General features: G+C 64.9%; 31 protein-coding genes and 1 tRNA gene. 10 read left to right on the forward strand and 22 right to left on the reverse strand.

The annotated features are described in order from the left end of the window. Positions 1 to 2: 2 nt before the first annotated feature. On the reverse strand, positions 3 to 947 hold the full coding sequence (locus tag B7R21_RS09820; RefSeq protein ID WP_116283076.1) for an alpha/beta fold hydrolase: 945 nt from the start codon (positions 945 to 947) through the stop codon (positions 3 to 5). A 145-nt stretch (positions 948 to 1,092) separates the two neighbouring features. Continuing rightward, entirely contained in the window at positions 1,093 to 2,493 is a 1,401-nt protein-coding gene (locus tag B7R21_RS09825; RefSeq protein ID WP_116283077.1) for a dihydrolipoyl dehydrogenase family protein, read from the reverse strand. A 432-nt stretch (positions 2,494 to 2,925) separates the two neighbouring features. On the opposite strand from B7R21_RS09825, the gene B7R21_RS09830 reads away from it, so the two are divergent. Then, a complete protein-coding gene (locus tag B7R21_RS09830; RefSeq protein WP_116283078.1) occupies positions 2,926 to 3,150 on the forward strand; it encodes a hypothetical protein in 225 nt (74 codons plus the stop codon). Here B7R21_RS09830 and B7R21_RS09835 read toward each other — a convergent pair. From B7R21_RS09835 to B7R21_RS19720, 3 genes are all read right to left on the reverse strand, one after another. Next, the gene (locus B7R21_RS09835; protein ID WP_116283079.1) at positions 3,147 to 3,572 is read right to left on the reverse strand and encodes a hypothetical protein; all 426 of its coding nucleotides are present in this window, start codon (positions 3,570 to 3,572) and stop codon (positions 3,147 to 3,149) included. The genes B7R21_RS09830 and B7R21_RS09835 overlap by 4 nt on opposite strands. A gap of 40 nt (positions 3,573 to 3,612) precedes the next feature. Next, the gene (locus B7R21_RS09840) at positions 3,613 to 4,059 is read right to left on the reverse strand and encodes a Panacea domain-containing protein (RefSeq protein ID WP_116283080.1); all 447 of its coding nucleotides are present in this window, start codon (positions 4,057 to 4,059) and stop codon (positions 3,613 to 3,615) included. 214 nt (positions 4,060 to 4,273) lie between these two features. Further along, positions 4,274 to 4,456, reverse strand: coding sequence for a hypothetical protein (locus B7R21_RS19720; protein WP_147305863.1), 183 nt, complete (start codon positions 4,454 to 4,456; stop codon positions 4,274 to 4,276). Between the two features lie 115 nt (positions 4,457 to 4,571). Between B7R21_RS19720 and B7R21_RS09845 the strand changes: the two genes are divergently transcribed. After that, positions 4,572 to 4,787, forward strand: coding sequence for a hypothetical protein (locus B7R21_RS09845; RefSeq protein WP_116283081.1), 216 nt, complete (start codon positions 4,572 to 4,574; stop codon positions 4,785 to 4,787). Between the two features lie 367 nt (positions 4,788 to 5,154). Here the strand turns inward: B7R21_RS09845 and B7R21_RS09850 are convergent, their stop codons facing one another. The 14 genes from B7R21_RS09850 to B7R21_RS20095 form a co-directional block, all read right to left on the reverse strand. Then, on the reverse strand, positions 5,155 to 5,625 hold the full coding sequence (locus B7R21_RS09850) for a hypothetical protein (RefSeq protein ID WP_116283082.1): 471 nt from the start codon (positions 5,623 to 5,625) through the stop codon (positions 5,155 to 5,157). Next, a complete protein-coding gene (locus tag B7R21_RS09855; protein ID WP_172592118.1) occupies positions 5,622 to 6,029 on the reverse strand; it encodes a helix-turn-helix domain-containing protein in 408 nt (135 codons plus the stop codon). The genes B7R21_RS09850 and B7R21_RS09855 overlap by 4 nt, the downstream gene beginning before the upstream one ends. A gap of 10 nt (positions 6,030 to 6,039) precedes the next feature. Continuing rightward, positions 6,040 to 6,429 carry a hypothetical protein gene (locus tag B7R21_RS20080; protein WP_172592119.1) on the reverse strand — a complete coding sequence of 130 codons (390 nt, stop codon included), beginning with the start codon at positions 6,427 to 6,429 and terminating at the stop codon, positions 6,040 to 6,042. A gap of 385 nt (positions 6,430 to 6,814) precedes the next feature. Next, positions 6,815 to 7,438 (reverse strand): hypothetical protein, encoded by a 624-nt coding sequence (locus B7R21_RS09860; RefSeq protein WP_116283085.1) that lies wholly within the window; start codon positions 7,436 to 7,438, stop codon positions 6,815 to 6,817. A 332-nt stretch (positions 7,439 to 7,770) separates the two neighbouring features. After that, complete coding sequence (locus tag B7R21_RS20085; protein WP_172592120.1) at positions 7,771 to 7,947, reverse strand: hypothetical protein; 177 nt, start codon at positions 7,945 to 7,947, stop codon at positions 7,771 to 7,773. After that, on the reverse strand, positions 7,944 to 8,600 hold the full coding sequence (locus tag B7R21_RS09865) for a hypothetical protein (RefSeq protein WP_116283087.1): 657 nt from the start codon (positions 8,598 to 8,600) through the stop codon (positions 7,944 to 7,946). Before B7R21_RS09865 ends, B7R21_RS20085 begins: the two co-directional genes overlap by 4 nt. A 72-nt stretch (positions 8,601 to 8,672) precedes the next feature. After that, positions 8,673 to 9,164 (reverse strand): hypothetical protein, encoded by a 492-nt coding sequence (locus tag B7R21_RS09870; protein ID WP_116283088.1) that lies wholly within the window; start codon positions 9,162 to 9,164, stop codon positions 8,673 to 8,675. 51 nt (positions 9,165 to 9,215) lie between these two features. After that, complete coding sequence (locus B7R21_RS20090; RefSeq protein WP_172592121.1) at positions 9,216 to 9,458, reverse strand: hypothetical protein; 243 nt, start codon at positions 9,456 to 9,458, stop codon at positions 9,216 to 9,218. A gap of 37 nt (positions 9,459 to 9,495) precedes the next feature. Then, entirely contained in the window at positions 9,496 to 12,603 is a 3,108-nt protein-coding gene (locus tag B7R21_RS09875; protein WP_116283090.1) for a phage tail tape measure protein, read from the reverse strand. Between the two features lie 41 nt (positions 12,604 to 12,644). After that, complete coding sequence (locus tag B7R21_RS09880; protein ID WP_116283092.1) at positions 12,645 to 12,953, reverse strand: hypothetical protein; 309 nt, start codon at positions 12,951 to 12,953, stop codon at positions 12,645 to 12,647. Positions 12,954 to 13,152: 199 nt separating this feature from the next. Continuing rightward, positions 13,153 to 13,467: a hypothetical protein gene (locus B7R21_RS09890; RefSeq protein WP_116283094.1), complete on the reverse strand. Its 315-nt coding sequence runs from the start codon at positions 13,465 to 13,467 to the stop codon at positions 13,153 to 13,155. Positions 13,468 to 13,473: 6 nt separating this feature from the next. Then, positions 13,474 to 13,914: a hypothetical protein gene (locus tag B7R21_RS19725; RefSeq protein ID WP_147305866.1), complete on the reverse strand. Its 441-nt coding sequence runs from the start codon at positions 13,912 to 13,914 to the stop codon at positions 13,474 to 13,476. Between the two features lie 149 nt (positions 13,915 to 14,063). After that, positions 14,064 to 14,330 (reverse strand): helix-turn-helix domain-containing protein, encoded by a 267-nt coding sequence (locus B7R21_RS09895; protein WP_116283096.1) that lies wholly within the window; start codon positions 14,328 to 14,330, stop codon positions 14,064 to 14,066. Continuing rightward, a complete protein-coding gene (locus B7R21_RS20095) occupies positions 14,330 to 14,551 on the reverse strand; it encodes a helix-turn-helix domain-containing protein (protein ID WP_172592122.1) in 222 nt (73 codons plus the stop codon). The genes B7R21_RS09895 and B7R21_RS20095 overlap by 1 nt, the downstream gene beginning before the upstream one ends. Positions 14,552 to 14,754: 203 nt before the next feature. Here B7R21_RS20095 and B7R21_RS20970 point away from each other — a divergent pair, with 203 nt between their 5' ends. The 3 genes from B7R21_RS20970 (at position 14,755) to B7R21_RS09915 (ending at position 16,653) form a co-directional block, all read left to right on the forward strand. Continuing rightward, on the forward strand, positions 14,755 to 14,946 hold the full coding sequence (locus B7R21_RS20970) for a helix-turn-helix transcriptional regulator (protein ID WP_116283099.1): 192 nt from the start codon (positions 14,755 to 14,757) through the stop codon (positions 14,944 to 14,946). A 70-nt stretch (positions 14,947 to 15,016) separates the two neighbouring features. Further along, positions 15,017 to 15,391 carry a hypothetical protein gene (locus B7R21_RS09910; RefSeq protein WP_116283100.1) on the forward strand — a complete coding sequence of 125 codons (375 nt, stop codon included), beginning with the start codon at positions 15,017 to 15,019 and terminating at the stop codon, positions 15,389 to 15,391. 8 nt (positions 15,392 to 15,399) lie between these two features. Continuing rightward, positions 15,400 to 16,653: a tyrosine-type recombinase/integrase gene (locus tag B7R21_RS09915; protein WP_253259752.1), complete on the forward strand. Its 1,254-nt coding sequence runs from the start codon at positions 15,400 to 15,402 to the stop codon at positions 16,651 to 16,653. Between the two features lie 52 nt (positions 16,654 to 16,705). On the opposite strand, the gene B7R21_RS09920 is transcribed toward B7R21_RS09915, so the two are convergent. Next, positions 16,706 to 16,787: transfer RNA gene (locus tag B7R21_RS09920), tRNA-Tyr, on the reverse strand. A gap of 223 nt (positions 16,788 to 17,010) precedes the next feature. Between B7R21_RS09920 and B7R21_RS09925 the strand changes: the two genes are divergently transcribed. Beyond that, positions 17,011 to 18,030 (forward strand): LacI family DNA-binding transcriptional regulator, encoded by a 1,020-nt coding sequence (locus tag B7R21_RS09925; RefSeq protein WP_116283103.1) that lies wholly within the window; start codon positions 17,011 to 17,013, stop codon positions 18,028 to 18,030. A gap of 97 nt (positions 18,031 to 18,127) precedes the next feature. On the opposite strand, the gene B7R21_RS09930 is transcribed toward B7R21_RS09925, so the two are convergent. Then, positions 18,128 to 18,937, reverse strand: a complete 810-nt coding sequence (locus B7R21_RS09930; protein ID WP_216364197.1) for a lytic transglycosylase domain-containing protein — start codon at positions 18,935 to 18,937, stop codon at positions 18,128 to 18,130. Between the two features lie 200 nt (positions 18,938 to 19,137). On the opposite strand from B7R21_RS09930, the gene B7R21_RS09935 reads away from it, so the two are divergent. Further along, complete coding sequence (locus B7R21_RS09935; protein ID WP_116283104.1) at positions 19,138 to 19,626, forward strand: YajQ family cyclic di-GMP-binding protein; 489 nt, start codon at positions 19,138 to 19,140, stop codon at positions 19,624 to 19,626. Between the two features lie 655 nt (positions 19,627 to 20,281). Here B7R21_RS09935 and B7R21_RS09950 read toward each other — a convergent pair. Further along, entirely contained in the window at positions 20,282 to 21,217 is a 936-nt protein-coding gene (locus B7R21_RS09950; protein WP_116283106.1) for a heme o synthase, read from the reverse strand. Positions 21,218 to 21,398: 181 nt separating this feature from the next. Here B7R21_RS09950 and tkt point away from each other — a divergent pair, with 181 nt between their 5' ends. From tkt to B7R21_RS09965, 3 genes are read left to right on the forward strand one after another with little or no spacing between them, the layout of a single operon-like run. Beyond that, positions 21,399 to 23,495 (forward strand): transketolase, encoded by a 2,097-nt coding sequence (tkt, locus tag B7R21_RS09955; protein ID WP_116283108.1) that lies wholly within the window; start codon positions 21,399 to 21,401, stop codon positions 23,493 to 23,495. 43 nt (positions 23,496 to 23,538) lie between these two features. Beyond that, a complete protein-coding gene (gene tal / locus B7R21_RS09960; protein WP_116283109.1) occupies positions 23,539 to 24,660 on the forward strand; it encodes a transaldolase in 1,122 nt (373 codons plus the stop codon). Beyond that, the gene (locus tag B7R21_RS09965; protein ID WP_116283110.1) at positions 24,657 to 26,273 is read left to right on the forward strand and encodes a glucose-6-phosphate isomerase; all 1,617 of its coding nucleotides are present in this window, start codon (positions 24,657 to 24,659) and stop codon (positions 26,271 to 26,273) included. Before tal ends, B7R21_RS09965 begins: the two co-directional genes overlap by 4 nt. Positions 26,274 to 26,335: the final 62 nt, after the last annotated feature.

Raw genomic sequence — 26,335 nt, forward strand, 5'->3', positions numbered from 1 at the left:
TGTCAGCGTACCGGGAGTGTTTCCAGGAACGCCGCGGTGTCCTGTGCGAGCAGGCCGGACTGTGTGTGGTGCAGGTAGTGCTCGCCGTCGACGGAGATGACCTCGCCGAGCTCCACGCTTCCCGCTTGGCGCTCGTGCAACGGGACCCAGCTGGCGACGTCACGGTCGTCTGCGGCGACGAACAGCAGCACGGGAAGGGTCGGGGGGAACGTGGCACCGCTGACGGACGCGAAATTGGCGGGAGCCCGGTCAGCTTCGTCGAGCAGGGTCGGCTCTGTCGAGTTCCTCGTGGTCAGAAGCCGCATCTGCTCCTTCGTGTGTTCGTCGTACGGCATCCCGTCGTACGTGTCACCGGAGATCGCGGACAGCGCGCGCAGGATGCCGAGGTCGCGGAGTGCGACGAGCCCGTCGGTCTGGACCGGTTCGTCCCAGCCGGGCTGATCGGGCACGCTGCTGTCGATTCCGACGAACGCGACGAGCTCGTTCGCGTAGCTCGTGCTGTATCGGAGGGCGTAGATGCCGGCGATCGAGTGACCCATGAGCACATAACGGTCGACGCCGAGGTACTGCAGAGCCTCATGCACTTCCCGGGAGATGTTCTCTGCCGTGCGGGGCACGTCGGTCTGGTCACTCAGTCCGGTGCCGAACGGCTCCACGGCGATCACCCGGTAGCTCTTCTCGAGCTCCGAGATGAGCGGCTGGAAGTCGAGTGCCGGAGCAGCGGTTCCGAGACCCGGTAGGAGAACGATCGTCTCCGCTCCCGCGCCGCTGTCGACGATGTTCATCTGCCTGCCGTCGACGGGGACCAGCTCGCCGTAGGGGGCGATGGCAGCCAGATCCGACGTCGTCGCGACGACGTTGACGATAGAGGTGGTGGTGACCAGGAGAACAGGGAGCGCCACAATGACTCCCATCGTCAACAGGGTGATCTTGAGGGGTTTCCGCATGGGGTTCTCGTCTCGGGCAGGGGCGGATCGGAGTCCGCAGCAATGTCCTTCAAGCACACCGCACGCCGAAGACTGACAGAAGTGCTCTGATGTCACGGCCCGCCATGACAGATGTCATGGTGCGAGTCGACACCCGAACACGCCGTCAGTCCTCTCGGTCCTCGGCGAGGAGGGCCCGGGCCGCCATGCCGATCACGGCACTGTAGGTGGGATAGGCGAACCGCACGTTTGCGAGGGTCGAGACATCCACTCCGGCGGCCATGGCCGTGGTGACCGACTGGATCACCTCGATCGCATTCTCACCCACCGCGTGGGCACCGAGGATGAGTTCGCGGCGGCGGTCCGCGATGAGTTTCAGGAAGCCGGTCTCGCGGTCGTCGATCACCGCACGGTCGACAAGGGAGTAGGGCACCGTGGCCACGACGCAGCTGGGGTCACGGTCCCGGGCCACGGCCTCGGTGAGCCCGACTCCGGCGTAGTCGGGGTCGGTGAAACCACCAGCCGGGAGCAGGTGGTGGGGGGTGCGGCGGTTGGCTCCGAGAACTGCGTTCTCCGCCGCGGCCTCACCCTCGAACTGCGCGGCCTGAACGAGCATGTCCCGCCCGTTCGCGTCGCCCACAGCGAAGACATGCGGAACGACGGTGCGGAAGTACTGGTCGGCGGGAATGGCGGACCGCACCACCTCGATCCCCGCGTTCTCGAGACCCAGGTCTTCGACGTCGGCCGGCCAGCCCGTGGCCATGATCACCACATCGACATCCCTCGTCGCTGTCTGGCCGCCTTCCCGCCAGGTGAGCGCGATGGCGCCCTCTGCCGTGCGGGCGAGACTGTCGACGCCATCGATCCCGGTTCGCACGTCGACGCCCTGCTCGGCGAAGGAGGCTGCGACGACATCCGAGATCGACGCGTCCGACGCCATCAGCACCCGCGGCGCGACGTCGAGCAGGGTCACCTCCGACCCGAAGGAGTTGAAGACCGTGACGAGCTGCGCCCCCGTGTTTCCCGCACCGATGACGGCGACCCGCCTCGGCAGGTCGGGCAGGGTCAACACCTCCTCGGGCACCGTGGCGAGTTCGTTGCCCGCGATCGGGAGCCGCCGTGAGTGCCCACCGACGCAGATCAGGATCGACGTCGCCGTGATGCGCCGCCCACTGTCGAGAACGAGCGTCGAGTCGTCGACGAAGCGCGCTCGACCTTCGTGCACGAGGTCGATCCCGGCGGCCGCGAAACGCTCGGCCTCGCGCTTGATGGAGCGCACCCTGTCGACACGTTCGGCGACGCGCGCGACGGTCGACCGCCAGTCGATCACGGGCTCCCTCACCTCGACGCCGTAGACGTCGGCGTGACGGGTCTCCCGGATCAGCCGCGCCGTCTTCGCCAGCACACGTGTCGGCACACAGCCCGTGTTCACGCATGTTCCGCCGACGCGCGCAGCCTCCAGAACGACGACCCGGGCGCCGAGTTCAGCGGCCCGGAGTGCTGCCGCCGTGCCGGCCGGCCCTGCCCCGATGACAGCAACGTCGTAGTGCGCGGAGGTGTCTGGCATGAGGTCCTCGTTCAGTCGGCAGAAACAGGGTTCCAGCCGACCCTATCCGGGACCGGTCGGTGAATGCCGTGAACCGCGAAGAAGCCCCGGACCACAGGGATCACGGGGCTTCTCTCGATGCTTCTCTCGGTGGCAAGTGAGGGATTCGAACCCCCGAAGGCTCAGCCGTCTGATTTACAGTAAATTGGCCACTGTCCCAACGGTTCCCATCCGTTCCCCTACAGCCCGGAAATACGGGGAAAATCCAGCGCCGGGCGGACCACCTTCTCAACGGTTCCCATCCGTTCCCTCACAGATTGCACACACAGCTGCACACACAGAGTCCGACAACATGAGGGGATGGACTCACTCACTCAAGCCATCCGACGCGCAATCGCTGAAGAGGTCAGAGCGCAGCTGCGGGCTCGAACTACGGCAGCCGGTGGCCCGCCCATGAGCGACTACAGCCCAATCAGGCTCTACTCTGTCGCGTCCGCCGCCGAGCAGCTCGAGACGTCAACTGACTACGTGTACGACCGGATCAAAGCTGGCGAGCTGGCAGTCGTCGAACTGGGGCATAGTCGCACGAAGCAGCGGATCTCAGCGCCTGAGCTGCTCAAATTTATCGAAGCCCGATCTTATCCGCGGGCCAATCCGGAGCCAGAGCCGGACCGCTAGCGACGCGTTTTTCCTTCAGGCCAGACTTCGTGGTTCGGATCCCACCAGACAATGTGTATTTCGTGTCCCCGCCTGATTCCGAAAAGGCGCAAGCTGCCTGAGGGCTCGATGACCAGCTTGGCGAGGCTGTCTTGCCCGTCGTACTGATTTTCGAGCACTGCTGTGGCGTTCTTATTCGGGCAGTCAGCCATGTCGTAATCGCCGAGCACCTTCGTAGCCCGCGCCTGCTGAAGGGTGAGCTTCTCGAAGTGCTTGAGGCGTTTGATCAAGCGGATATGGTCCGTCTTTGTGATGTTGTGCAACTGCCAGTGATGCTCGTCGACTTCGTCGAAACGGAACCGCAGGTGCTGATCGTCAGAGTTCGCGCCAGCGGCAGGGACCTTTCCCAACCGGGAAGAAGCGTCGAAGACCACCTTCTCCACAGATGGCGCTGTCGATGAGACCGGGACCTTGCTCCTTGGCTTACTCTTCGCCAATGCCTACGAGTCCGTCGTAGTACTCGTACATGGATGCTTCGCTGATTTCGATGTCGCTCCGCTCTCCGGCGGGCACACCTTTTCGCGCTTCGCGCCAGGGCCCCTCTGAGTGCGTCATGTCACTCAATTCGAAGGCGGGCTTTGGCCCGTAGAAGCGCAACACTGCATCGACGCTGCCGCGCTCAGAAGGGCCGAGAACGTCGGGATCGCCCTTCGGCCACGTTGCTACGTTGAATTGTCCCTTATGCACCCTGTACAGGTCGGGCGCAACCGGACCATTGGCCCAGGCTTCTATGCGCTCCGGGAACAACGCTTGCTCGTCCCAAACAAGATGCCACGCCTTGGCGTAGTAGACGAGCTTCTCGAGCTTCATCGCTGTCATCTGACCCCGTTCCCGCAGGACATATGCAGCGACGTCATGGATGTTGGTCATGTTGTCCGCCCTCCTCCGGGTGTGAGCGAGATGGACCTCGGTGACGATTCGGGGCCCACGGCGATTGTAGCGCCACCGTTGCCCAACTGAGTTGAGCGCCACCCTGTTCCCGATCGCCCTATCTTGTAAGGATTTCCGCTGTTATGGTGCTTCGATGATCCGAGTCGGCGGCGCCCGAGCTGCTCAGGTTCATCGAGTCGCGCACCTTCGGTCGCTAGGCCAGGCCGATGAAGCCGCGGTTTGACTCAGGTGCTTGCGCGATCATCGCGCCGGCGCGGATCGCTACTAGGTGGGCAGGGCACACCGCGTAGACCAGCAGGAGGCCAGAGGACTCGACCGTCAACTCCTCGGCGGGCGGCTGGTCGCACGTATCCACCATGCATGCGCGATCATCCATGCCGCGACCGTAGCGCTCCGCCAGGCCAGCCGTCTACCACGAGTCATGTCAGTGGGTCACCGTAGGTTCGGGGAAGCTCAGCGACCCGCGCCGAGCCATCACGTCAGGACACAGCATGGACCTCTTCGACATCGCATACGACGCTCTACCCCCAGAGCGAGACACTCAGACCGTTGAACAGAAAATCGCGCGGGCAAACGTGCTCGCGATCCTCTCGGTCAGTCAGCACCTCAGCCGCATCAATGAAGGCGAATCGACTTTCTCCGAATCGATCGTTGACCTTGCCCGCCACTTCGCGCCGGCCGCGGGTAAAACCGACTGGCACCGTTGACCAGCCGCCCGGACGCCGTCTCAGTCCAGCGGGGCGTCCGGGGTTGCCCCACCCGTCCTGAGTATCCAGAGACGGTTCTGCGCTTCATCCTCAGCCCAGCCGTCTCGGAGATAGGCGTCGACGATTTGCTGATCCGTTGAGGTCTCTGGGTCCACGCCCGGCAGAATCACGCGCGGAGTCTCAGGCTCTGGCGAGCAGTTAGGATCTTCGCCTCAGCATCAGGCTCAGACCAGAGAACCGCGTCGACGGCTGCAGCTAGTGCGGGAGTCCCTCCTCTGTCGGAGATGACCACGCCGCGGTGCGCGTCATTGAGAGCTGTCTCGAACTCCGCCCGCGACATCGGCGGTGCCTTTAGAAGTCTCAGTGGTCAAGCCTCTACCTGGGACGCCACCGCGATGACCTCGACGTCCGGAGACTCTTCGTCTTCGTCATCAGAGTTGAACGGGCTGACCTCTGGGTCAGGGCTCTTCCTCGGTATCGGCGCGTAGATTCCAAGCATTCCGAACAGCGCACCAAGGTTGGTCCGGGCATAGTCATACAAGGTTTCAAGAGCCGATGACTCGGCAATCAGTTTAGGCAACTTAGTCAGGTCATCTTGGACGTCCTCCGATGAGGAGTCGAAGAACATCGAACCGACCGTCACGTACGCACGACAGTCCGCGATCGCCGCGTGCAAAGTCCCGATGACGACTCGAGCATTGCTTCTTTCTTCGCGCTCGGGCGCGAAGCTGACGAACCAGTCGATATGTTCATTTTCTTCCCCGACTGGATCCGAATCAGCCTCAACGGCGAGCACTTGAAGATCCTCCAACAGGAACTGCCGACCTAACTTGGTCACGCTGGCCGCGTCATGAGATTGGTGCGAAACTTTTCCGCCTGCCGGACCGAGTGCGAGCAACCTGAAGCGGCAGCTACGACCCGACCTGGCCGACGCTTCGTTCGGTGCTGCCATACCAAGTAGGCATCCCTCGAATCCTCGACCGTCTTCGGCGCCAACCGAAGTTCAAGCCGCTCACCAAGTGCATGCAGGGTCTCCGCCAGCTTGCGAACAGTGATATTGCGCTCTCCTTGCAAGCGTGCGGTGATCTCGCTTCGGCTCACCCCGAGCATCTGGGCAAGATCCGAGCGGGAGATCTCCTTGTTCTGAAGAGCCTCCGCGATGAGCTCGCTTGCATCGACCATCGCTGATTCGGCGGCGTAAATTGCTGCGTATTTGTCGTCATGGACTGGGAACAGTGCCATTTCGGACCCCCTATTTTTCTCTGTCATACCATTCATAGAAGACTGCCCACGCAACCCCAATCTCTGTGGGGACGCGACTGTCTTTCGGCTTCCTAGAGCCGTGTGTTGCGAACCATCGGTCGCCATGCTTGACGACGTAGACCCGCGACCCACCGTTGAGGTGAACCTTCAATTCGTGGACTTCGTTGCCCATTGAGTCAGTGGCGAGATGTCGCATTTTTTCAGGCGACCTGATGTGCTTTCCCTCAGCGAGGTACTCGAAATACCTCTGAAAATGTGCCTTTGCCTGGTCTGCCAAGCCGTCGATGTAGTCCCATGCATCACACCTTCCGGAGAGTTGAACAATGGCGAGAACACTGTCCACGCCTTCGAGTAGCTGACGTTCAGAGTGTTCTGTCATAACTTAACACGCGCGGATCCTTCCTCACAACGAACGTTGCGCTATTGACAAAACACAGAGAAAACGTGCAGCCCCTCAACAGCGCACAAAACGTCCCCCGCGTCGAACAACCGTCACCTACATGTTTACCAGCCGCCACCGACGCAGACGACGTCCACGCAGCAATTGTCCGATTGAGCAAAGGAACACCTCACATCAGCTGACATTTGACCGGTCAAACTGGCTGCCGCGCGCAAGGCGCTATGCGCGTGTAGTTCACAACGACGTGTGTGGCGAACGTTCGCCTGCGAAATCGCGCGCAGGCGCGTTGCGCGTGTAGTTCACATTTCGCGACGGTGCACCGATGAACTGCTGACCCAGCGCGTGCACGTGTTGCGCGTGTAGTTCAGATCCGAGCATTGAGCATGGCGATGAACGGCAGCGCCTGGCTCATTGGCACACCCCGGGACCTGAACGCCTGCAGGAGCTGCTCGTCGGTCGCTGTGCGGAGGTCCAGGTTGCCGACGCCTTGGCGGATGATGCGCATGGTCTTGTCATCGAGGTCGAGTAGGCCGCGGTCGACTGCTGAAGCGCGGTACACCGGTGCAGCCTGCGGTAGCGCGTCTGACGGCGCGGGCGTTGCTGGTGTTTCCACGGCGGCGGCCGGCTGCTCGACGACTGGAGCGAGCTCGGGGTGCGTCGCGTGGAGCTTTGCCCGCTGCCGCTCGATCTTCGCTCGAAGTACCTCAAGGTCGAGGGTGGTCCTGATCTCGCGCTCGACGAGCCCCGGCCGCCGGCGTTGCAAGTTGTACCGATAATGGACGTTGTGCTGGGCGAGCTTCCTCTGCCGCGTCCACAGCTTCAGGGCTTCCATACGGGCGGTGGTGAAATCGACGTCGCCGAGATCCCGGGCGAGGAGCGCGCGCATGGTGTTTAGCCACTGCTCGGCGTAAGACTCATCGATCGCGAGTATCTCCCGCTGCTTCGCCCGAGCACGTTCGCCCTCCGCCGGGATGATTCCTTCGCCCATCTGCTGCTTCTCCTACCCGTAGTACTTCGATGATGCCGACCCGAATGGGTGGCCGCGGACTTGGCTTTCGAGGACTCGCCGGAGCTGCACCATGCGGACCTCGCGGCCTCGCGTGCTCAGTTCGTGGTCTACCTGGCCGGACTTGATCAGCTCTGAAGGTGTTGGGGGCGTGCTCGGCGCGATGCACACCGAGCACGCGAGGGGATGGAACGATTACAACCGCTGGAGCGGCGTGGGGGTGGTGGGCGGCTCGGGATGGCTGAAGACAGGCGTAAGGTCGCCTGACTCCTGCGCGGCCCTGAGGCGCTCTGTGAGCGTCGGGTCAGCCACGGTCAGAACTGCTCGTCACGGAGCCGCTGCCGGCGGGTGGTGACGATTGCGTGCACTCGATCGTGCGATGCGTCCTGTTCCGCCTGCGCAGCGTCACGCCGCGCCTCGAACTCAGCGCGAGCATCCTCCGCTGCAGCGATCTCGGCCTTCTGCTCCTCCGTCAAGCGAGCGGCCGTCATCGCGCGACGCGCTCGCTCAGCGCAACCCGCAGCGTGGCGGGCAGATCACCCCGGACAATCTCCTGAAGGTTCGAGCCGTACGGCAGAGGAAGACCACCCCGGCTCTGCGCGACAGCCTGCACGGCCGCACGCACCCAAAGCCCTTCGTGCTCCTGGCCATACTGCACCCCGTCGACCGTGATGCTCATGGTCTCGTTGCCTTGGGCCATGACCGCGAAGTTCGCCCGGTCGAAGTGCTCCGGCTCCGTGCCCTCCCCCCAGTTGGATCGTGCCGGAACTCCCCCGCGTGAGAACTCCGTCGACGCGACGTTCAGCAGCGCCTTGTTGCTCTCGATGACCTGGCCCAGTCGCTCGAGCGCTGCCACCGCTTCGTCGTACGCATCGACCGGGTCGAAAAACCCTCCGCTGTTGAACAGGTCCGCGACCTCCCGCTTTGTCTTTCCTCGCAGCAGCTCGGCGTCGCGCGCCTTCTGCGTCTCTGCTTTTCTCTCCGCGCCCTGGCGGCGCAGCTTCGCCCAAGAGAGCCGTTCGCGGGCTTCGGTGAGCTGGGTGACGGTCACGTCCTCGCCGTCGATCACCGCCTTCTCCAGCGCCTCGACAGCCTTCTCGGCATCTTCGGGTGTCAGGTCGGTTTCAATGTTCTGGTCGCTCACGGTGGAGCCTTTCTGTTTGAGTGGTTGGGTGCTGCGGATCCGGCGGCCCTGCAGCGTCCGGAGATCGTGGGGTCAGGCGGTCGTCTCGGTCCCGCCGGCGGCGGCTTCGATGAGCTCCTCCATGCGAGGCGAGACGGCATGCGGTGAGATGCCGAGGGTTGTCACGAGCAGCCGGAGCGCTGCGACGCCGCCGGCCATCCCTCCCCCACCGTCGACATACGTGGTGACTCCATCCATGCCCAGCACGGTCTGCCACAGCAGCGCCGGGAGGAGCACATCTTGCGCCTCAGCGGTGGAGAGCTCGTCCTCGCAGCGGAGGTAGTTCGTGCGGTGCGCCTCGGGCAGCGGCACGAGTGTTTTGTCTTCGTGCCACCGCCCACCGTCGACGCAGATGCGGAGGAGATCTTCCATCCCGTCGGCGGGGATCGCGCGTGCCGTGATGCGGAGGTAGTGGTCTGTGACCTGCTTCCCCATCCGGCCGGGTAGGGGCTTGATGATGAACGGCTGGTCGATGTTGTCGAGGGTGAGCTCGAGGTTACGGCCGGCGAGTGTTGCGGTGATCATGGTTCTCGTTTCTCTGGTGGGTTTGGGTGGCGCATCGTGTGTGCTGAGAGATCAGAGAGTGATTGGCAGGTCCTCATCTGCAATCCGCTTGATGTTGCCGCGCGTCTCGGGGTCGTCGCTCCATTCGATATGGAGGTTCGGTCGGGGACCTGTTCGTGAAGGCATCCGGTAGAGGTTGCCTTCGTCGTCAGCAACCACGATCCAGAGCCGACCGGCTGGAGGTCCGTCCTCTAGCGCGCGAGATGAAGGTCCGTTTGGGTCTGACTTTTCGAGCAAGCGGATTGGTTCGGGCATGTTGTTCTCTCTTCCTGTTGCAGTAGTTGAAAGGTGACTATCTGGTCTCGCGGACGATCTGGTTCACTTCAGCGCGGACGAGCTTTGAAATGGACGGGCCGTCGATCCCGGGCGGCAGTTGGAGCACGATGTCTCCCGTCCAGGTGAGCCCGCCGGACTTCGCTGGAGCGCCCGTGAAGCCGCCGTCAGCGAACCGCTGCGCGCCGGCCGGGATCATCTGGTAGCCCATCTCTGCGACCATCGCCGCGGCGATCTGGAGGGACCGCGCCCGCTTCGACTCGGCCATGGGGACGTAGTACTCGCCACCGGTCTCCGGCTCCGCCCAGACCCGCATGTCGCCGGCCTTCGCGTACTGGGCGACGTGCTTCTCAGTCGCTCCCCCGTTGGCGAAGAAGTCGATCCGGCCGCCGTTTGCTTGGAACTGCGGCTGCAGAACACCGACACCGACCGGGGCGCTCACCTGCTGGTTGTTCGCGGTTCGAAACAGGTTCAGCAAACTGTTGATCTTCTCCGCGGCCGTTGCCGTTTCGACGTTCACGACCGGGTTGAAGCCCTCGACCTTCAGCTTGTAGTCCGCGATGATCTGCTCGACGGTCGCGGTGCCGTTGGCGAGCTTCGTCGCGATCTCGTCCGCGGCGCCCTGCCCGAGCTGAGCGGCTGCCGCTGCGATGACCGGGGCCGAGGTGGAGAGGGTGTTCGCGAAAGTGCCCACGGACTGGCCGACCTTCTCAGCGACAACCGCGTCGAGCTTCGCGAGCTCGTCTCCCGAAGCGTTCACCAGCTGGGCGACGAGCGGGGCGCCCTCAGGGCCGAGCTGCGCGAGCTGGTCGAGGGTGCCCTGCGTGACCTTCCCCGAGAGGAGAAGCATGTTCCGTTCCCAGTTGTTCTGAGCGTCCACCTGCTTCTGGAGGTCTTCGAGGTACCCGTCGACGTTCACGGTCACGCCGTCGTAGTAGTCCTGCCAGCTGTCTTCTGAGCTTTCCGTCGCATCGGCTGTCGACTGGGCGAGGTCCTGGTTCTTCTGCACGATCGTGTCGTACGCGCCGCCGAGATCGATGAACGCGGCATCAGATTCCGAGATCATCTTCAGCCAGTCCTCGAGCGCCTTCTGCTCCGCCTCGGTGGCCTTCACCTGCTCCTCGATCGCAGCCTTCGTCTTCGCCAGCGCGGGTGGCACACCTTCGGTTGCGAGCTTCAGGAGGGTTGTGTTGTCTGCGCCGAGCCCGAGCGCGGTCGCCTGCTTCGTGAGCGCGTCACGGTACGCCGGCATGGCGTCGAGGAGCTTCTGCTGCTGCTCCGCGTTCAGGTGGTTCTCGTCCGAGAGGTTCTTGAACGATCGTGCCGCTGAGGGGAGGTCGGTCTCCGCCATGGTGCCGAGCGCTTCCCCGACTCGGTGGAGTGAGTCGACGGCGCCCTGCTGGTTCAACGTGAGGGTGAGCCAGTCGGCGACCCCGTCGTTCGAGACCTTGTCGAGCAGTCCCGGGAGGTCCTTCAGCGAGTCGGCGTAGTCGCCCCAGATCGTCCGTTCCGTGTCCGATCGCTGCGACGCTGCCCGAAGCAATTCGACGGCGTTCGCAGAGGTCTTCAGGGAGTTCGTCAGCTTCTCCTGCGTCGGTACTCCCTTCTCGATCTCGTTGTGCAGGATGGCCAGCGCCGCGCCGGCCACGAGGAGTGCAGCGCCCCACGGGCCCGACAGGAATCCCGCAACACCTCGGGCGCCCTTCGTGAGTCCTGGCATCGCCTTCGTGAGCGTGGCGACCGCGAGACGGAACTCGACGATCTTCGGGATGGCGAGGAGCGCTGTTCCGCCGAGGAGGAGGATCGCCGCGGTCCCGACACCGATGACGAGTGTTGCCTGTTGGATTGGGGCCGGGAGCCCGGAGTAGAAGTCGATGAGGCCGGTGACGAGTTGCGTCATGTCGCGCAGCACGTTGTTGGCGCCGGATCCAGTCTTGATCAGTGCGGTGTCGAGTGACCCGCCGAGCTTCTCGACATCGGAAGAAAGATTGTCCTGCTTCTGCGCCGCAACGTCGGTGGCGTACCCCAGGGCAGTGACCGCCGCGGTCGACTCTGCGACTGCGGCCGCGCCGCCCTTCATCAGGTTCTTCGCGGCGGTGATCTGCTCGTTGCCAAAGATCCGGCCGAGCGCCTGCTCCCGCTCCTGGTCCGTCAGATCCCCGAAGGCATCCTTGAGCTCCTGCGCCGTGCCCGCCACGCCGATGAACTTCTCGTTCGCGTCGAACAGCGAGACCCCGTATTCCTCCATGGTCACTTGGGCCTGCTTCGAGGGCGAGAGCAGCGAGCCGAGCACGCCTCTCAGGTCAGTGCCACCCTCGCCCGCGAGTCGCCCGTACGAGGCGAACAGTGCAAGAGTTCCCACCGTCTCTTCCAGAGAAACGCCGAGGCTTGATGCGACCGGTCCCGCGTACTTGAGGCCCTCGCCGAGATCCTCCACAGATCCCTGAGCCTTGCCTGCACCCGCGGCGAGGAGATCCGCGACATGGCCGGTGTCCGCGCCGGTGAGGTTGAACTGCTTCAAGGTCGTCGCGGCAATGCTGCCGGCCTTGGCGACGTCGAGCGTGCCAGCTGCTGCGAGGGCCAGGGAGCCCGTCAGGCCTCCGTTGAGGATGTCGGCGACCGAGAGTCCCGCCTTGGCGAGTTCATCCTCAGCGTTCGCCGCCTCGGTGGCGGAGAAGGATGTCTTTGCGCCGGCGTCGAGCGCCGCGTCGGACAGCGCCAGAAGCTCGCTCTTCGATGCCTGGGTGGACGCTCCGACCTCCGAGACGGCGGAATCGAAGTCCGCGAATGTCTTGATAGCCGCGACAGAGGCTGCGCCGAGTGCTGCACCGATCCCAAGTGCCGCGGTCCCAACGACCTGGGCGGCCTTCTTCGTCTTCTCCGCGGCTTGCTCAGCCTCCCTGCCGAGTCTCGTCTCCGCCTGCGCGGCAGTCTCGAGCGGGGCGCGCGAGCGACCAGCTGCAGCGCTGAGCCCGTCGACAGCTGTTCCGGCTCCGGCGACTCTGCCCGTTGAGGTCTGGGACGTGTCGCCGAGCCTTCTGACAGCCGTCTCAGCGTCTGCGGCGTCTCGTTTGAAAACGGCCGCGCCTTGCATGAGGATCGTGTAGACGATCTTTCCAGCGTCCATGGTGGCGCTCCTTCGTGGTGGTGAATCCGAATACTTGGGGTTCAGGTGGGCGGGCTGTCTCGTTGCATGCGGATGAGTCGACAGGTCATAGCGAAGGCCTGAAGCCGCTGGGATTGGTTAGTGAGCTGCTCGTCTGGGCACTCGATGACGAACCAGTCAGCCCATCGGTGGGTGATGCCGACGAGCACCAGGTGGACGTAAGAGCTGGAGCCGGTCGCAGCTGCGAACTCCCGGAGTCTGTCGACGTTGAAGACGGCCGGTGACGCCATGCCGACGAACAGCCGCTCGACGTCCGCCGCGAGCTGCGCGTCATCCACGACGTAGATGCCGTCCGCGTCTTCGATGATCATGCGTTCGCCCTCCCACCGCAGAGAACGCACCATCCGGCGGCGTCGAGCTTGTGGAGGCCCGCGACGCAGTCCCAGTGGTGAGTGGCCAGGATCCCCGCAAGAGGAGACACCGAGGCCGCTGCGGCGCACTCCGCGCATCGGGGCGGGTACACCTCCCCGACGTGGGCCTCACACCTGGCGCCGATATCGATCGCGCGCATTAGAAGTTGCTCGCTTTCGGGATATCGGCCAGGGCTGGCACGAAATCGGTGCAGAGCATGCACCATCCGGCCGCGTCCCGCTTGTGAAGACCACCGTTGACGCATCCCCCGGATTCGATCTCCTGCCACCCGTCAGGGCCACTGAAGTCGTCTTGCTCGGCCTGCAGTCTCACGCCCATCTCAATGACGGTTCGCGCTCGATCTGCCTTCGTCGGCTTTGCTTCCGCCATAGGCTGCGGGTCGTCGTTCCACCGTTCACCGAGCAACCACCCGCCGGCCAGCTTGATCTTGTTCCTGTCGGCACCCGCGCTCATCAGCGCCTAGCTTCTCGCTCCAGCCAAGATGACGTCGAGTTCCGTCGTCCGCTGAACCTTCTCGAAAGCTTTCTCTGCATCCCGCTTCGCCTGATGCCTTGGGTAGACCTCCCAGAAGGACTCAAACTCGACCGAATACACATGCCCGACACGTTCAACTCGTTGAACAGAGTCTTTCTGTACTTGGTTGGGTCGGGTACGGGTTCGGGACGGGGGCAGGGTTTCCTTCGGGTTGGTGCCTGCATTGGTAACCGGGTTACCAACCTGTTTGTTTCTCCAGTTGGCGACCTTCTCAGTGTTCTTGCGACGACTCTCAAGTGTTGCTGCTCGGAGTGGCTGCTGACCTTCCCAAGCCACGAACTGCCAGCCGTCCGCAAGTGCTTCCCAGTAGCCGGCGGCGACGAGCCAGTCCGCGCTCTCTTGGGTGCCTGCGAGCTCGTCCAGCATGTGTGTGGGGAAGTGTCCGTCTGTCAGTTGCTGTGCACACCACGACCCGGCCAGCACCCAGAGGCCCATTGCAGCAGGGCGAGCGGCCCGGGGTATGCGAGTCGTCTCAATCTTGGACGCGAGACCGTCATCGACTTTGAACCACGGCATCAGGCGACGATTCGAAGGGGCTGCCCGGGGCAGGAGTCCGAACAGCCCCCTTCATTTTCCGGCGACTCAGCCTCAATGCCCACCAGCTCGAGCAGCTTCGCAACCGGAACCAGGTAACGTCCGCCTGCGCGAAGGGTCGGGATCTCCCCGGCCTTCGCTGCGGCGTACGTCGAATTCTTGGAGAGACCGAGGAGAGTTCCCGTCTCTGGCCAGAGGGGCACAGTCAGACGACCCCCGAGTACGGCGGGGATCTCGACGGCGGCCATCAGGCAACCTCGACCAGGTTGGCGAGAAGAGCCGCATAGGCGATGCGATTAGGTCCCCGCGGAGCGCGTAGACCGTTCTCCCAGCGTGAGACGGTCTTCTTCGTGACCCCGAGTTCCTGGCCGAGTCGGCTCTGCGAGACGCCGGCAGCTTCACGGATCCGACGAGCCGACTCAGGGCGCGGCAGGGCGCTCATGGCGCGCACTTCTTCGATCAGGCTCATCGTGTCCTCCTCTTGGAACCCTTCAAGGACACACGCTGGACACGGCCCGATCCAGCCAATTCGGACTCTTGGTGTCAGATCTGACACAAGACCGCGGAATGCAGACCGATCGCGCTGAAAACATGGGACCGTAATGGACACCGAGCGGACACGGAGTGTGCTTAGATAATCACAGTTGATCATCTGCAATCATTGGAAGCCACATGGAACCACTACTCACGGCGGCTCAGGTGAGCGAAATAACTGGCCTCACCGAAGGCACACTCGCAAATATGCGCTCGAAAGGAACGGGGCCCGCCTTCGTCCGGCTGACGCCTCGCGTCATTCGATACACCGAAGAGGATGTCCAAGAGTTCATTCGCAATTCGAGGCGCACTTCGGCGAACGAGGAATAACGAAAAAGGCCCCCGAGCCTGCGTCAACAGGTCGAGGGCAACTGCTCAATTTCACCCAGATAGGAACGAAATGAACACTGTGATTGTAGCGAACCAGACTCCCTCAGACGCCGAGAAGCTCATCAGTGATCTTCGATCGGACGCTGCCGCCATGCTCGCTCGTGCGGACGCCCTCGAAGATGCAATGCTCGGTGCGGCCTTGCGCGTCGATTCCTCCAACATCCGAGCTGATCGAGGGTATGTGTTCCGCCAGATCGAACCGACCGGATACAGCCGCGTCTACCTGATGGAGGGCGACCCGCATGGATGCGTGAATCGCGCTGTCGAGGACGTATGGCAGGGTGACGACTTCTCATACAAGTATCTGGGGAAGTACTCAGTCCTTCGGCGGGAAAGGCAGCACAACATTGCCGTGCTCGTGACGGAAGACGGGGCTGACCAGTGAGCAACGATGTGTATCGCCGGTGCGGTTGTCGGACCGGGGAGGGGAAGCTCTTCGCGCTTCTCCCCGAGCGACCCACGGCCGTTCAGAAAACCGCTACCTGCCCCATCCTGTTGCGAGATTCCAAGCACGGGTCGTGGGGATTCGCTACCTCTGCCGGGGTCGCGCCCGGGACCGGGAAGCGGCAGCAGATCCGGCGCATGGGCTTCAGCACGAAGCGGGAGGCGCAGCAGGAGCGCGCGAAGGCCATCGACCAGGTGGCGACTGGCAAGTACCGAGGCGACCGAAAGCTGAGCGTCGCGGCTTACATGCCGGCATGGCTCGAAAGGAGCATTCTCGATGGCATGCGCCCTTCGACAGTCCGAATGTACCGCCGCTATGTCGAGATGGACATCGTCCCCGCGCTAGGCGCGCTGAAGCTCGCAGAGGTGCGGAAGCACCATGTCGACGCGTTCATTCGACAGCTGACAGCCGACGGCCGGGGGGCGACCACGGTCCGGCGTATTCACGCCGTGATCCGTAGCGCATTGACCTCAGCTGAGCGGCTCGACCTCATCGACACGAACCCTGCCACGAAGATCGCCCTGCCGGCGACGAGCAAGGCGAAGACGAGGATCTGGGAGCCTGAGCAGGTGAGAGAGTTTCTCGACCAGACCTCTGAGTCACGTCTGGCGCCAGTCTTTGAGCTGGCCATCTTCACGGGACTCCGCCGCGGCGAGCTCGCCGGGCTCCGCTGGGTCGACGTCGATCTGACCAAACGTGAGCTGACCGTGAGGCAGCAACGCGTGCAGCTCGGTGGTGCCGTGCTCGAGGGCGCCGTCAAGACGGACTCAGGGCAGGACCGGCGCGTTTCTCTCGGCAGCGAGGCCATCGGTGCGCTCATCGCGTGGAAGATCCGGCAGGACGCTGAGCGCGAGGCCTGGGGGGTGGCCTACGAGTCGAGCGGGCACGTGTTCACCTATGAGAATGGGCGGCCGCTGCGACCTGCGCATATCTCCCGCACGTTCGAGACACTCGTCGAGCGGTCGGGGCTGCCGCACATGCGATTGCACGACCTCCGGCACGAGCACGCCTCTCTCCTGCTGTCCGGCGGCGTCGATATCGCCATCGTGAGCAAGCGCTTGGGGCACTCGACAATCGCGATTACGAGCGACCTCTACAGCCACCTCCTATCCGACGCCAACCGAGCAGCGGCAGACGCGGCGGAGTCGATGCTGCCGCCGAAGAAGGCCCGTGCACACACATTGCACACACAACCGGTCTGAGAAACAGTAAAGGGCTCCCGCGAGATGCGTGGAGCCCTTTGTTTTACTGGGGTGGCAAGTGAGGGATTCGAACCCCCGAAGGCTCAGCCGTCTGATTTACAGTCAGATCCCTTTGGCCGCTAGGGTAACTTGCCGAGGCGCACCCGACCACGTCGTACAACACAACCGAAGGCGCTCGGACAAGAATACTCACTGAACGGGCGTGGGCGAAATCGGCGGGCATCCGTGCCGACGAAGATACCGAATCCGTATCGAATCCCCGCAGAGTTCCTCAGTGCGCACCGGCCCGGCCAGCGGTCGCTAAACTCTTCTCACATCCCTGCGCGCTCACTCGGAGCGCTCACGAGCGAGGACGCTATGCCAGGAATCGATGCTGTCGCCGCGCTCGCTGGCGTATCCACAGCAACTGTTTCCCGCGCGTTGAGCGGCAACGGACACGTCTCACCGTCCACGCGGGTGCGAGTGCACGAGGCGGCCAGTTCGCTCGGCTACGTCGTCTCCTCTCCCGCATCGAGTCTCGCGAGTGGGCGCACGAAGAACGTGGGAGTCGTGGTCCCGTTCATCAGCCGCTGGTTCTACTCCTCGGTTCTCGAAGGCGCGGGCTCCGCACTGCTGAAGAACGGCTACGACCTCACCCTCTACGGCCTGACGGGCGGCGACGACGAACGACGGAGCGTGTTCGAGCACTTCCTGCTGCGCAAGCGGGTGGATGCCGTGCTCGCCCTCACCATCGAACTCACCTCGGGCGAACTGCAGTCCCTGCTCGATCTGAAGAAGCCGATCGTGGGCATCGGCGGCCCGCTGGCCGGAGTGCAGACGCTCAGCATCGACGACGTCGGCGTGGCCCTCCTTGCCACGGAGCACCTGCTCGGCCTCGGGCACCGGCGCATCGGGATGATCGGGGGCGAGTCGGGCTTCGAACTCGACTTCCACCTTCCGACGAACCGCCGGGCGGGGTACGAGCGCGCGTTGCGCACGGCCGGAATCGAGCCGTCGCCGCGCTTCTTCCTCCCGGCGGACTTCACCATCCGGGGTGGCTACCAGGCCGCGACCGCTCTTCTCGGCGACCCGGCGGCGCGGCCGACCGCCCTCTTCGCGGCGTCGGACGAGATGGCGATGGGGTCGATCCTCGCCGCCCGCGACCTCGGGCTGAGCGTGCCCGGCGATGTGTCGATCATCGGCATCGACGGCCACGAGCACTCGGGCTTCTTCGGCCTGACGACCCTCGCGCAGTTCCCCGAGCGGCAGGGCGCGCACGCGGTCGAGATCCTCATGGACCAGCTCCACCCGGGCCGCCGCGACCCGACCCCCACGAACATCCCGCTCCCCGTGGAGCTCATCGTGCGCACCTCGACGGCTCCGCCGCCCGCGCGCTGACTGCGTCGCCTGCCCCGCACCTCATCGAAACCCCGAAAATTGTCGCTCTGACCGCCTGATACCGACAGATTTCGGTGTTTCGGCCAGCCCGGGGGCGTCAGCCCGCGGCATCCGCGCGGGCCGCGGTGGCCGCGAAGGTGACGGCGGCCGACGAGACCTTCAGCGCGTAGGGCGTGGCGTCGTTGTAGGCCGCGATGGCGCGCTCCCAGCCGGCAAGCGTCGAGAGGTCGCCGCCCGCGTGGCAGAGATAGTTCGCGGTGGCGAGCACCGAGTCGTCGAAGTTCTGCGGATCGGCGACGCCGTCACCGCTGCCGTCGGTGCCCCAATTCCGCCACGCCTCAGGGATGAGCTGCATCGGGCCGGCGGCCCGGTCGATGCTCGGGTCGCCGTCTATGGCACCGCCGTCGCTGTCGGGAATGTTCGTCACGCCGACGCCGTCGAGCGCGATGCCGTAGATCGGCGGCGACACCTGCCCGTCGGCGGCGATGCTGCTCCCGCCGTGCGTGCCGTTTCCGCTCTCGACCGAGCCGACCGCCGCCAGCGTGTTCCAGCCGAGGTGACAGCCCGGATTCTCGGCCTGCTTCGCCAGGGCGACACCGGCGTACGACTGGATGGCGCGCACGCTCACGTTCGTCGCATCCGCCATGCGCGTCGCCCACGCGACATCCGTGTTGCCCGCGAGGCCCGGAAGCGAGCCCGACGCGCCCGCAGCATCCGGCAGGGCGGCGACCGCGGTCGACAGCGGCGGAAGCTCCACATCGGTCTGGGCATCCGGAGCCGTACCGCCCTCGGCGGAGACCACCGCCTGCCGGATCGCGTCACCGAGCGGCCCCGCGGCGAAGACCCCGGCCACCAGCACGGCGAGCACCCCGACGGAGGCGCCCGCGATCACAAGGGTGGTTCGCACCCGACGGCGGCTCCGGATGCCCGCCTGCGACGTTCGCGTACGACGCCGTGCTGCGCGTCGTCGCTGGGCCGCCGCCTCCGATCCCCGAGCGCCCCCGCGTCCGGACCGCCCACCCGTCGTTCGCCGTTCTGCCACCGTCCGACCCTAGCGACAGAGCCTTGGAGGATGCCCGACAGGGCTGTCGCCGGTAGAATCGCAACATGGCTGATTCAAGTTTTGACATCGTGAGCAAGGTCGACAAGATGGAGGCCGACAACGCTCTGCACCAGGCACAGAAGGAGGTCGAGTCGCGCTACGACTTCAAGGGCATCGGCGCCTCGATCGACTACAGCGGCGAGAAGATCCTCATGAAGGCGAACTCCGAGGAGCGGGTCAAGGCCATCCTCGAGGTGTTCGAGGCGAAGCTCATCAAGCGCGGCATCAGCCTGCGGAGCCTGGATGCCGGCGAGCCGTACCCGAGCGGCAAGGAGTACCGGCTCGAGGCCGAGCTGAAGAACGGCATCGAGCAGGAGGCGGCGAAGAAGATCTCGAAGCTGATCCGCGACGAGTCGCCGAAGACGGTCAAGAGCCAGATCCAGGGTGACGAGCTGCGCGTCTCGTCGAAGAGCCGTGACGACCTGCAGGGCGTGATGGCGCTGCTGAAGAACGCCGACCTCGAGGTCGCGGTGCAGTTCGTCAACTTCCGCTAGCCCCCCCCCCCCCCCCCCCCCCCCCCCCCCCCCCCCCCCCCCCCCGCCCCCCCCCCCCCCCCCCCCCCTCCCCCCCCCCCCCCCCGTGTGTGTCGACTTTCCCGTTTGCGCGCCGACTTCGCCGAATAGCCGCACAAACGGGAAAGTCGACGGGGGGCGGGGGGGTGTCACAACTCGCCCGAGAGGGCGTCCGCCACTCGACGCACGGTGGACCCTGCCGATACGCCTTCCACGAACATCCAGAATCTCGGGGTTGACCTCCGGCTCCGGTAGTTGCGCGTCACGGAGTGTCGTCTGGTGCCCGACGACGTTGGCCTCTCGGGTCGCATTCAACGGCGCCAACACGGCGACGTGAATTTTTTCGAGTTGCTGCCTGTGAGGGAGAGGACAGTCCCAGAGCGCGGCAGCGGTCTCGCCCCAGAACATCTCGTTCGGCCGCAGTCGTGGGCTGTAGTTCCGGCTCGATCGCGTAACTGCCGCCAGATCGGTTTCGTTCTCGTCGGGTGGTTCTCGCAGAATACGCACTCCGCGATAGGGAGCGTCGAGAGCGCGTTGACGGAGGCGGTGACGGCTGACGCCCAGAGCATGGCGCGCGAGTTGTCCCCACAGAGTGGTGGGTTCCTCTACCGCCTGCTACGCAGCAGCGGCGGGAAGGCTAGAAGGTGAAGGGGAAGATGCGCACCAGGGGGTCGATCGCGATCGCGAGGAAGAGGATCGTGAGGTACGTGATCGACGCGTGGAAGACACGCATGGGCTTCACCGAACCGTGTCGGATGGCCGTGCTGTAAAGGCGGTGCGTCTCATAGATGAACCAGCCACCCGAGGCGAGAGCCGACACCGTGTAGACGATTCCCATCGAGGCGACCGGGATGAGCAGCAGTGAGCACATCACCGTGGCCCACGCGTAGAGGATGGTCTGCAGCCCGACGACCGACTGTCCGCGGATCACCGCGAGCATCGGCACGCCGACCGACTTGTAGTCCTCGCGGTAGCGCATCGACAGGGGCCAGTAGTGCGGCGGCGTCCAGAGGAAGATCACGCCGAAAAGGATCCATGCGGGCCAGTCGAGCGAATCGGTGACAGCCGCCCAGCCGATCAGGACCGGCATGCAGCCCGCCGTACCGCCCCAGATGATGTTCTGCGAGGTGTGGCGCTTCAGGATGATCGTGTAGACCACTGCGTAGAGGAAGATCGCGATGACCGACAGAAGAGCGGTGAACCAGTTGACGAGCAGCCCGAACCACAGGGTGGAGACGATCGCGAGAACCCAGGCGAAGACGAGCGCCTGGCGATCCGTCAGCTCGCCCGTGACGAGCGGCCGCCCCTGCGTGCGATTCATGACCCGGTCGATGTCGCGGTCGACATAGCAGTTGAAGGCACCCGCACCGCCGGCGCTGAGCGCACCTCCGATGAGCGTGGCGACCACCAGCCAGAGGCTCGGGATGCCGCCCTGCGCCAGGATCATCACCGGCACGGTCGTCACGAGCAACAGCTCCATGACGCGCGGTTTCGTCAACGCGACGTATGCCCTGGCCTTCTGCCCCGCGGAAATACGCGGGCGCTCGACTCGGCCTTCTACAGCAACGTCCATTGCTCCTCTAACTGGGTTCGACATACCAGAACCCAGCATAGTTTACGGCGCGTAGAAGTCGGCACGGGCGGGCGGCGGCACCCACCGAATCTCTATACTGGACACGAGGTGGGAATCACCTGCGGCTCAATGGTGTCCGGGGTCCTACCGCGTCGGCAACCGAAGAAGGGCTCTAAACCTCGTGGCATCACTGCAGTGGGATTCAATTGACGACAAGGCCGTTAGCACAGCGAAAGTTCTCGCTGCTGACGCCGTCGAGAAGGTCGGGAACGGTCATCCGGGTACCGCCATCAGCCTTGCGCCGCTCGCCTACCTCCTGTTCCAGAAGGAGATGCGCCGCGACCCCAACGACAACGAGTGGATCGGCCGCGACCGGTTCATCCTCTCGGTGGGCCACAGCTCACTGACGCTCTACATCCAGCTCTACCTGGGCGGCTACGGCCTCGAGCTCGACGACCTGAAGAAGCTCCGCACCTGGGGCTCGCTGACGCCCGGTCACCCCGAGTACGGCCACACCGACGGCGTCGAGATCACCACTGGCCCGCTCGGCCAGGGCCTCGCTTCCGCTGTCGGATTCGCCTACGCCTCGCGCTTCGAGCGCGGCCTGTTCGATCCGGATGCCGCACCCGGAACCAGCCCGTTCGACCACTTCGTGTACACCATCGCCGGCGACGGCGACATGGAGGAGGGCGTCACCAACGAGGCATCCTCGCTCGCCGGCCACCAGCAGCTCGGCAACCTGATTGCGTTCTACGACTCGAACCAGATCTCGATCGAGGACGACACCAACATCGCCTTCACCGAAGACGTGCACGCCCGGTTCGAGGCGCTGCACTGGCACGTGCAGGTCGTCGACTGGAAGAAGACCGGCGTCTACGTCGAAGACGTTGAGGCTCTGAGCGAGGCCATCGAGGCCGCCAAGGCCGAGACGAGCAAGCCCAGCCTGATCATCCTGAAGACCATCATCGGGTTCCCGAGCCCGAAGAAGCAGAACACCGGCAAGATCCACGGATCGGCTCTCGGCGCAGAAGAACTCGCCGGGCTCAAGGAGGTGCTCGGCTTCAACCCCGAGGAGACCTTCGCTGTCTCCGACGAGGTCATCGGCCACACCCGCGAAGCACTGACCCGCGGAACCGCAGCCCACGAGGAATGGCAGGTCGGTTTCGACGCCTGGGCCGAGGCCAACCCCGAGAAGAAGGTGCTGCTCGACCGCGTCCTGTCCGGTGAGGTCCCCGAGGGCCTCGAAGCAGCCCTCCCCGTGTTCGAAGCGGGCAAGGAGGTGTCGACCCGTGCGTCGTCCGGCAAGGTCATCAACGCCATCGCCGAGATCATGCCCGAGTTCTGGGGCGGCTCCGCCGACCTCGCCGAGTCGAACAACACGACCATCGAGTCCGGCGCGTCCTTCGTTCCCGCTGAGCACTCCACTCACGAGTGGACGGGCAACAAATACGGTCGCGTGCTGCACTTCGGCATCCGCGAGCACGCCATGGGCTCGATCCTGAACGGCATCGTGCTGCACGGCAACACCCGCCCGTTCGGTGGAACCTTCCTGATCTTCTCCGACTACATGCGCCCCGCGGTGCGTCTTGCCGCCCTCATGAAGTCACCGGCGATCTATGTCTGGACCCACGACTCCGTGGCGCTCGGCGAAGACGGCCCCACCCACCAGCCGATCGAGCAGCTCTCGACGCTTCGCGCGATCCCGGGTCTGGATGTCGTCCGCCCCGGGGATGCGAACGAGGTCGCCTACGCGTGGAAGACCATCCTCGAGCGCCGGAAGGGCCCGGCCGGCCTCGCGCTGACCCGCCAGAACATCCCTGTGTACGAGCGTGGCGAGGGCGAGGCATCCGGTGAGACGTTCGCGTCGGCGAAGTACACCGCCCAGGGTGCGTACATCCTCGCCGAGGCGCCGAACGGCACCCCCGACGTGATCTTCATCGCGACCGGTTCAGAGGTGCAGATCGCCGTCGAGGCGCGCGAGCTCCTGAAGGCCGACGGCATCAACGCCCGCGTCGTCTCCGCCCCGTGCCTCGAGTGGTTCGAGGAGCAGAGCGCCGAGTACCGCGAGTCGGTCCTCCCCGCGGCGGTCAAGGCGCGCGTGTCGATCGAGGCCGGCCTCGCGCTCACCTGGCGCGGCTACGTCGGCGACGCCGGCAGGAGCGTCTCGATCGAGCACTTCGGAGCATCCGCCGACTACAAGACCCTCTTCCGCGAGTTCGGCATGACCACCGGCGCAGCAATCGAGGCCGCCAAGGTCTCGATCGCCGGCCTCAAGTAGTCCGCTTCCCTTCACTCTCACTCGTTCCAAGGAGACAACACGCATGACTGATACACAGACATCCACTCCCACCGCACAGCTCTCCGCTGTCGGTGTCAGCATCTGGCTCGACGACCTCTCGCGCGAGCGCCTGAAGACCGACAACCTGCAGAAGCTCATCGCCGAGAAGAACGTCGTCGGTGTCACCACCAACCCGTCGATCTTCGCTTCAGCCCTGGCCAAGGGCGAGGCGTACGACGAGCAGGTGCGCGAGCTCGCGGCGAAGGGCACGAACGTCACCGACGCCGTGTTCGAGATCACCACGAGCGACGTCGCGCAGGGCTGCGACATCTTCCGACCGATCTACGACTCCACGAACGGTTTCGACGGTCGCGTCTCGATCGAGGTCGAGCCCGGCTTCGCGAACGACGCTGCGGCGACGATCAAGCAGGCGAAAGAGCTGTTCGACAAGGTCGACAGAGAGAACGTGCTCATCAAGATCCCCGCAACGATCGAGGGTCTCGAAGCGATCACTGCGACGATCGCGGCCGGCATCAGCGTGAATGTGACGCTGATCTTCAGCCTCGAGCGCTACCGCGACGTCATCAACGCGTACCTCGCCGGACTCGAGCAGGCCCAGGCCGCGGGCCTCGACCTCTCGAAGCTGCACTCGGTCGCCTCCTTCTTCGTGTCGCGCGTCGACACCGAGATCGACAAGCGCCTGGTCGCCATCGGCACCGATGACGCCCTCGCACTGAAGAGCAAGGCGGGCGTCGCGAACGCCCAGCTCGCCTACGAGGTCTACGAGCAGGCATTCTCGACCGAGCGCGCGAAGGTGCTGCTCGAAGCCGGCGCGAACAAGCAGCGCCCCCTCTGGGCCTCCACCGGTGTGAAGGACCCCGACGTGCTCGACACCACCTACGTGGTGGAACTCGCCGCACCCGAGGTCGTCAACACCATGCCCGAGAAGACGCTCGACGCGACCTTCGACCACGGCGTCATCGCGGGCAACACCATTGCCGGCAGCTACGCCGCCGCGAACAAGGTGCTCGACGCCGTTGCCGCCCAGGGGATCTCGTATGCAGAGGTCACCGAGCTCCTCGAGAAGGAGGGTGTCGAGAAGTTCATCGTGTCGTGGAACGAACTGCTCGAGACCGTCCAGACGGCGCTGGACGCCGCGAAGTGAGCGTACGGATCCACGTCAGTGGACCGGCGGCCGTAGCGGTCGAGACCCATGTTCCCCAGCTGGTCGACGACCTCGTCGCCTCGAGCATCACGGGTCTCGACCCGGCGCTCTGGGGCCCCGAGGCGGAGGCCGAGGCGTCCCGGCGGCTCGGTTGGACGGAGGCCGTCTCGGTCTCCCGTCCGCTTGTCGCCGAGATCGAGGCGCTCCGCAGTGAGCTGCTCGCGCAGGGGATCGACCACATCGTGCTCGCCGGCATGGGTGGATCCTCCCTTGCTCCCGAAGTGATCACGCGTACGGCCGGTGTCGAGCTCACTGTTCTCGACTCCACTGCACCGACGCAGGTCGTGGCGGCCCTTCGCAACCGGCTCGAGGCGACCGCACTGGTCGTCTCGTCGAAATCCGGTTCGACTGTCGAGACCGACAGCCAGCGACGGGTGTACGAGAAGGCCTTCCGCGACGCAGGGATCGACCCGGCGGGGCGCATCGTCGTCGTGACCGACCCGGGCTCGCCGCTCGAGGTGTCGGCGCGGGAGGCGGGCTACCGCGTGTTCACGGCCGACCCGAATGTGGGAGGCCGGTATTCGGCGCTCACCGCCTTCGGGCTGGTGCCGTCGGGCCTCGCGGGTGCCAACATCTCTGAGCTGCTCGACGAGGCAGAGGCGATCGAGCTCTACCTCGCGAATGACGACGTCGACAACCCGGGGCTCATCCTCGGTGCGGCTATCGCTGGCACCTCACCCCTGAAGAACAAGCTGGGGATCGTCTCCGACGGCACCCACATCGTCGGTTTCGCGGACTGGGCCGAGCAGCTCATCGCCGAATCGACGGGCAAGATCGGTACGGGCCTGCTTCCCGTCGTGCTAGGCACGGGCGCACCCGAGCTGAAGGAGGGTCTGGATGATCTCCAGATCGTCCGTCTGGTGAAGGATGCCGACCAGTTCCACCTCATTCCCTCGAGGGGGCACCGTCACGACGGCGAGATCCTCGTCAGCGGCTCCCTCGGCGGACTGCTGCTGACCTGGGAGTATGCCGTCGCTGTCGCGGGACGGCTGCTCGGGATCAACCCGTTCGACCAGCCCGATGTGGAATCGGCGAAAGTCGCGACACGGGGCTTGCTGGATGCCCAGCCCACGCCGGAGGCTCCGGCCTTCGTCGACGCGGGTATCGAAGTGCGGGGCACGGCTTCGGTGATCGGAGGCGTCGACACCGTCGCCGCCGCACTCGCCGGTCTGCTCGCCGAGACACCGGCCGACGGCTACGTGGCCATCCAGGCCTATGTCGACCGGCTGTCGCTTCCCCGGCTGGCCGAGCTCCGGGACGCCGTGGCGGCGACGATCGACCGCCCGGTCACGTTCGGTTGGGGCCCGCGGTTCCTGCACTCGACCGGACAGTTCCAGAAGGGTGGGCCTCTGATCGGCGCGTTCCTCCAGATCACGGAGAACGCTGCGGAGGATCTCGCCGTGCCGGATCGGCCGTTCACGTTCGGCCAGCTGATCCAGGCGCAGGCGGCGGGCGACGCCAGTGTGCTCGAGCAGCTCGGTCGACCGGTGCTCCGTCTGAACCTGACCTCCCCGTCGGCGGGCGTCTCGCACCTGTTCGACGCCGTCGGATAGAACCTCCACAGCCAGGCAACCCGGCCCGGCGCGACCCCTGGGTGCGCCGGGCCTTCTCTCCC

This window comes from Subtercola boreus, assembly GCF_003399625.1.
In the GTDB taxonomy this organism is placed as follows: Bacteria; Actinomycetota; Actinomycetes; order Actinomycetales; family Microbacteriaceae; genus Subtercola; species Subtercola boreus_C.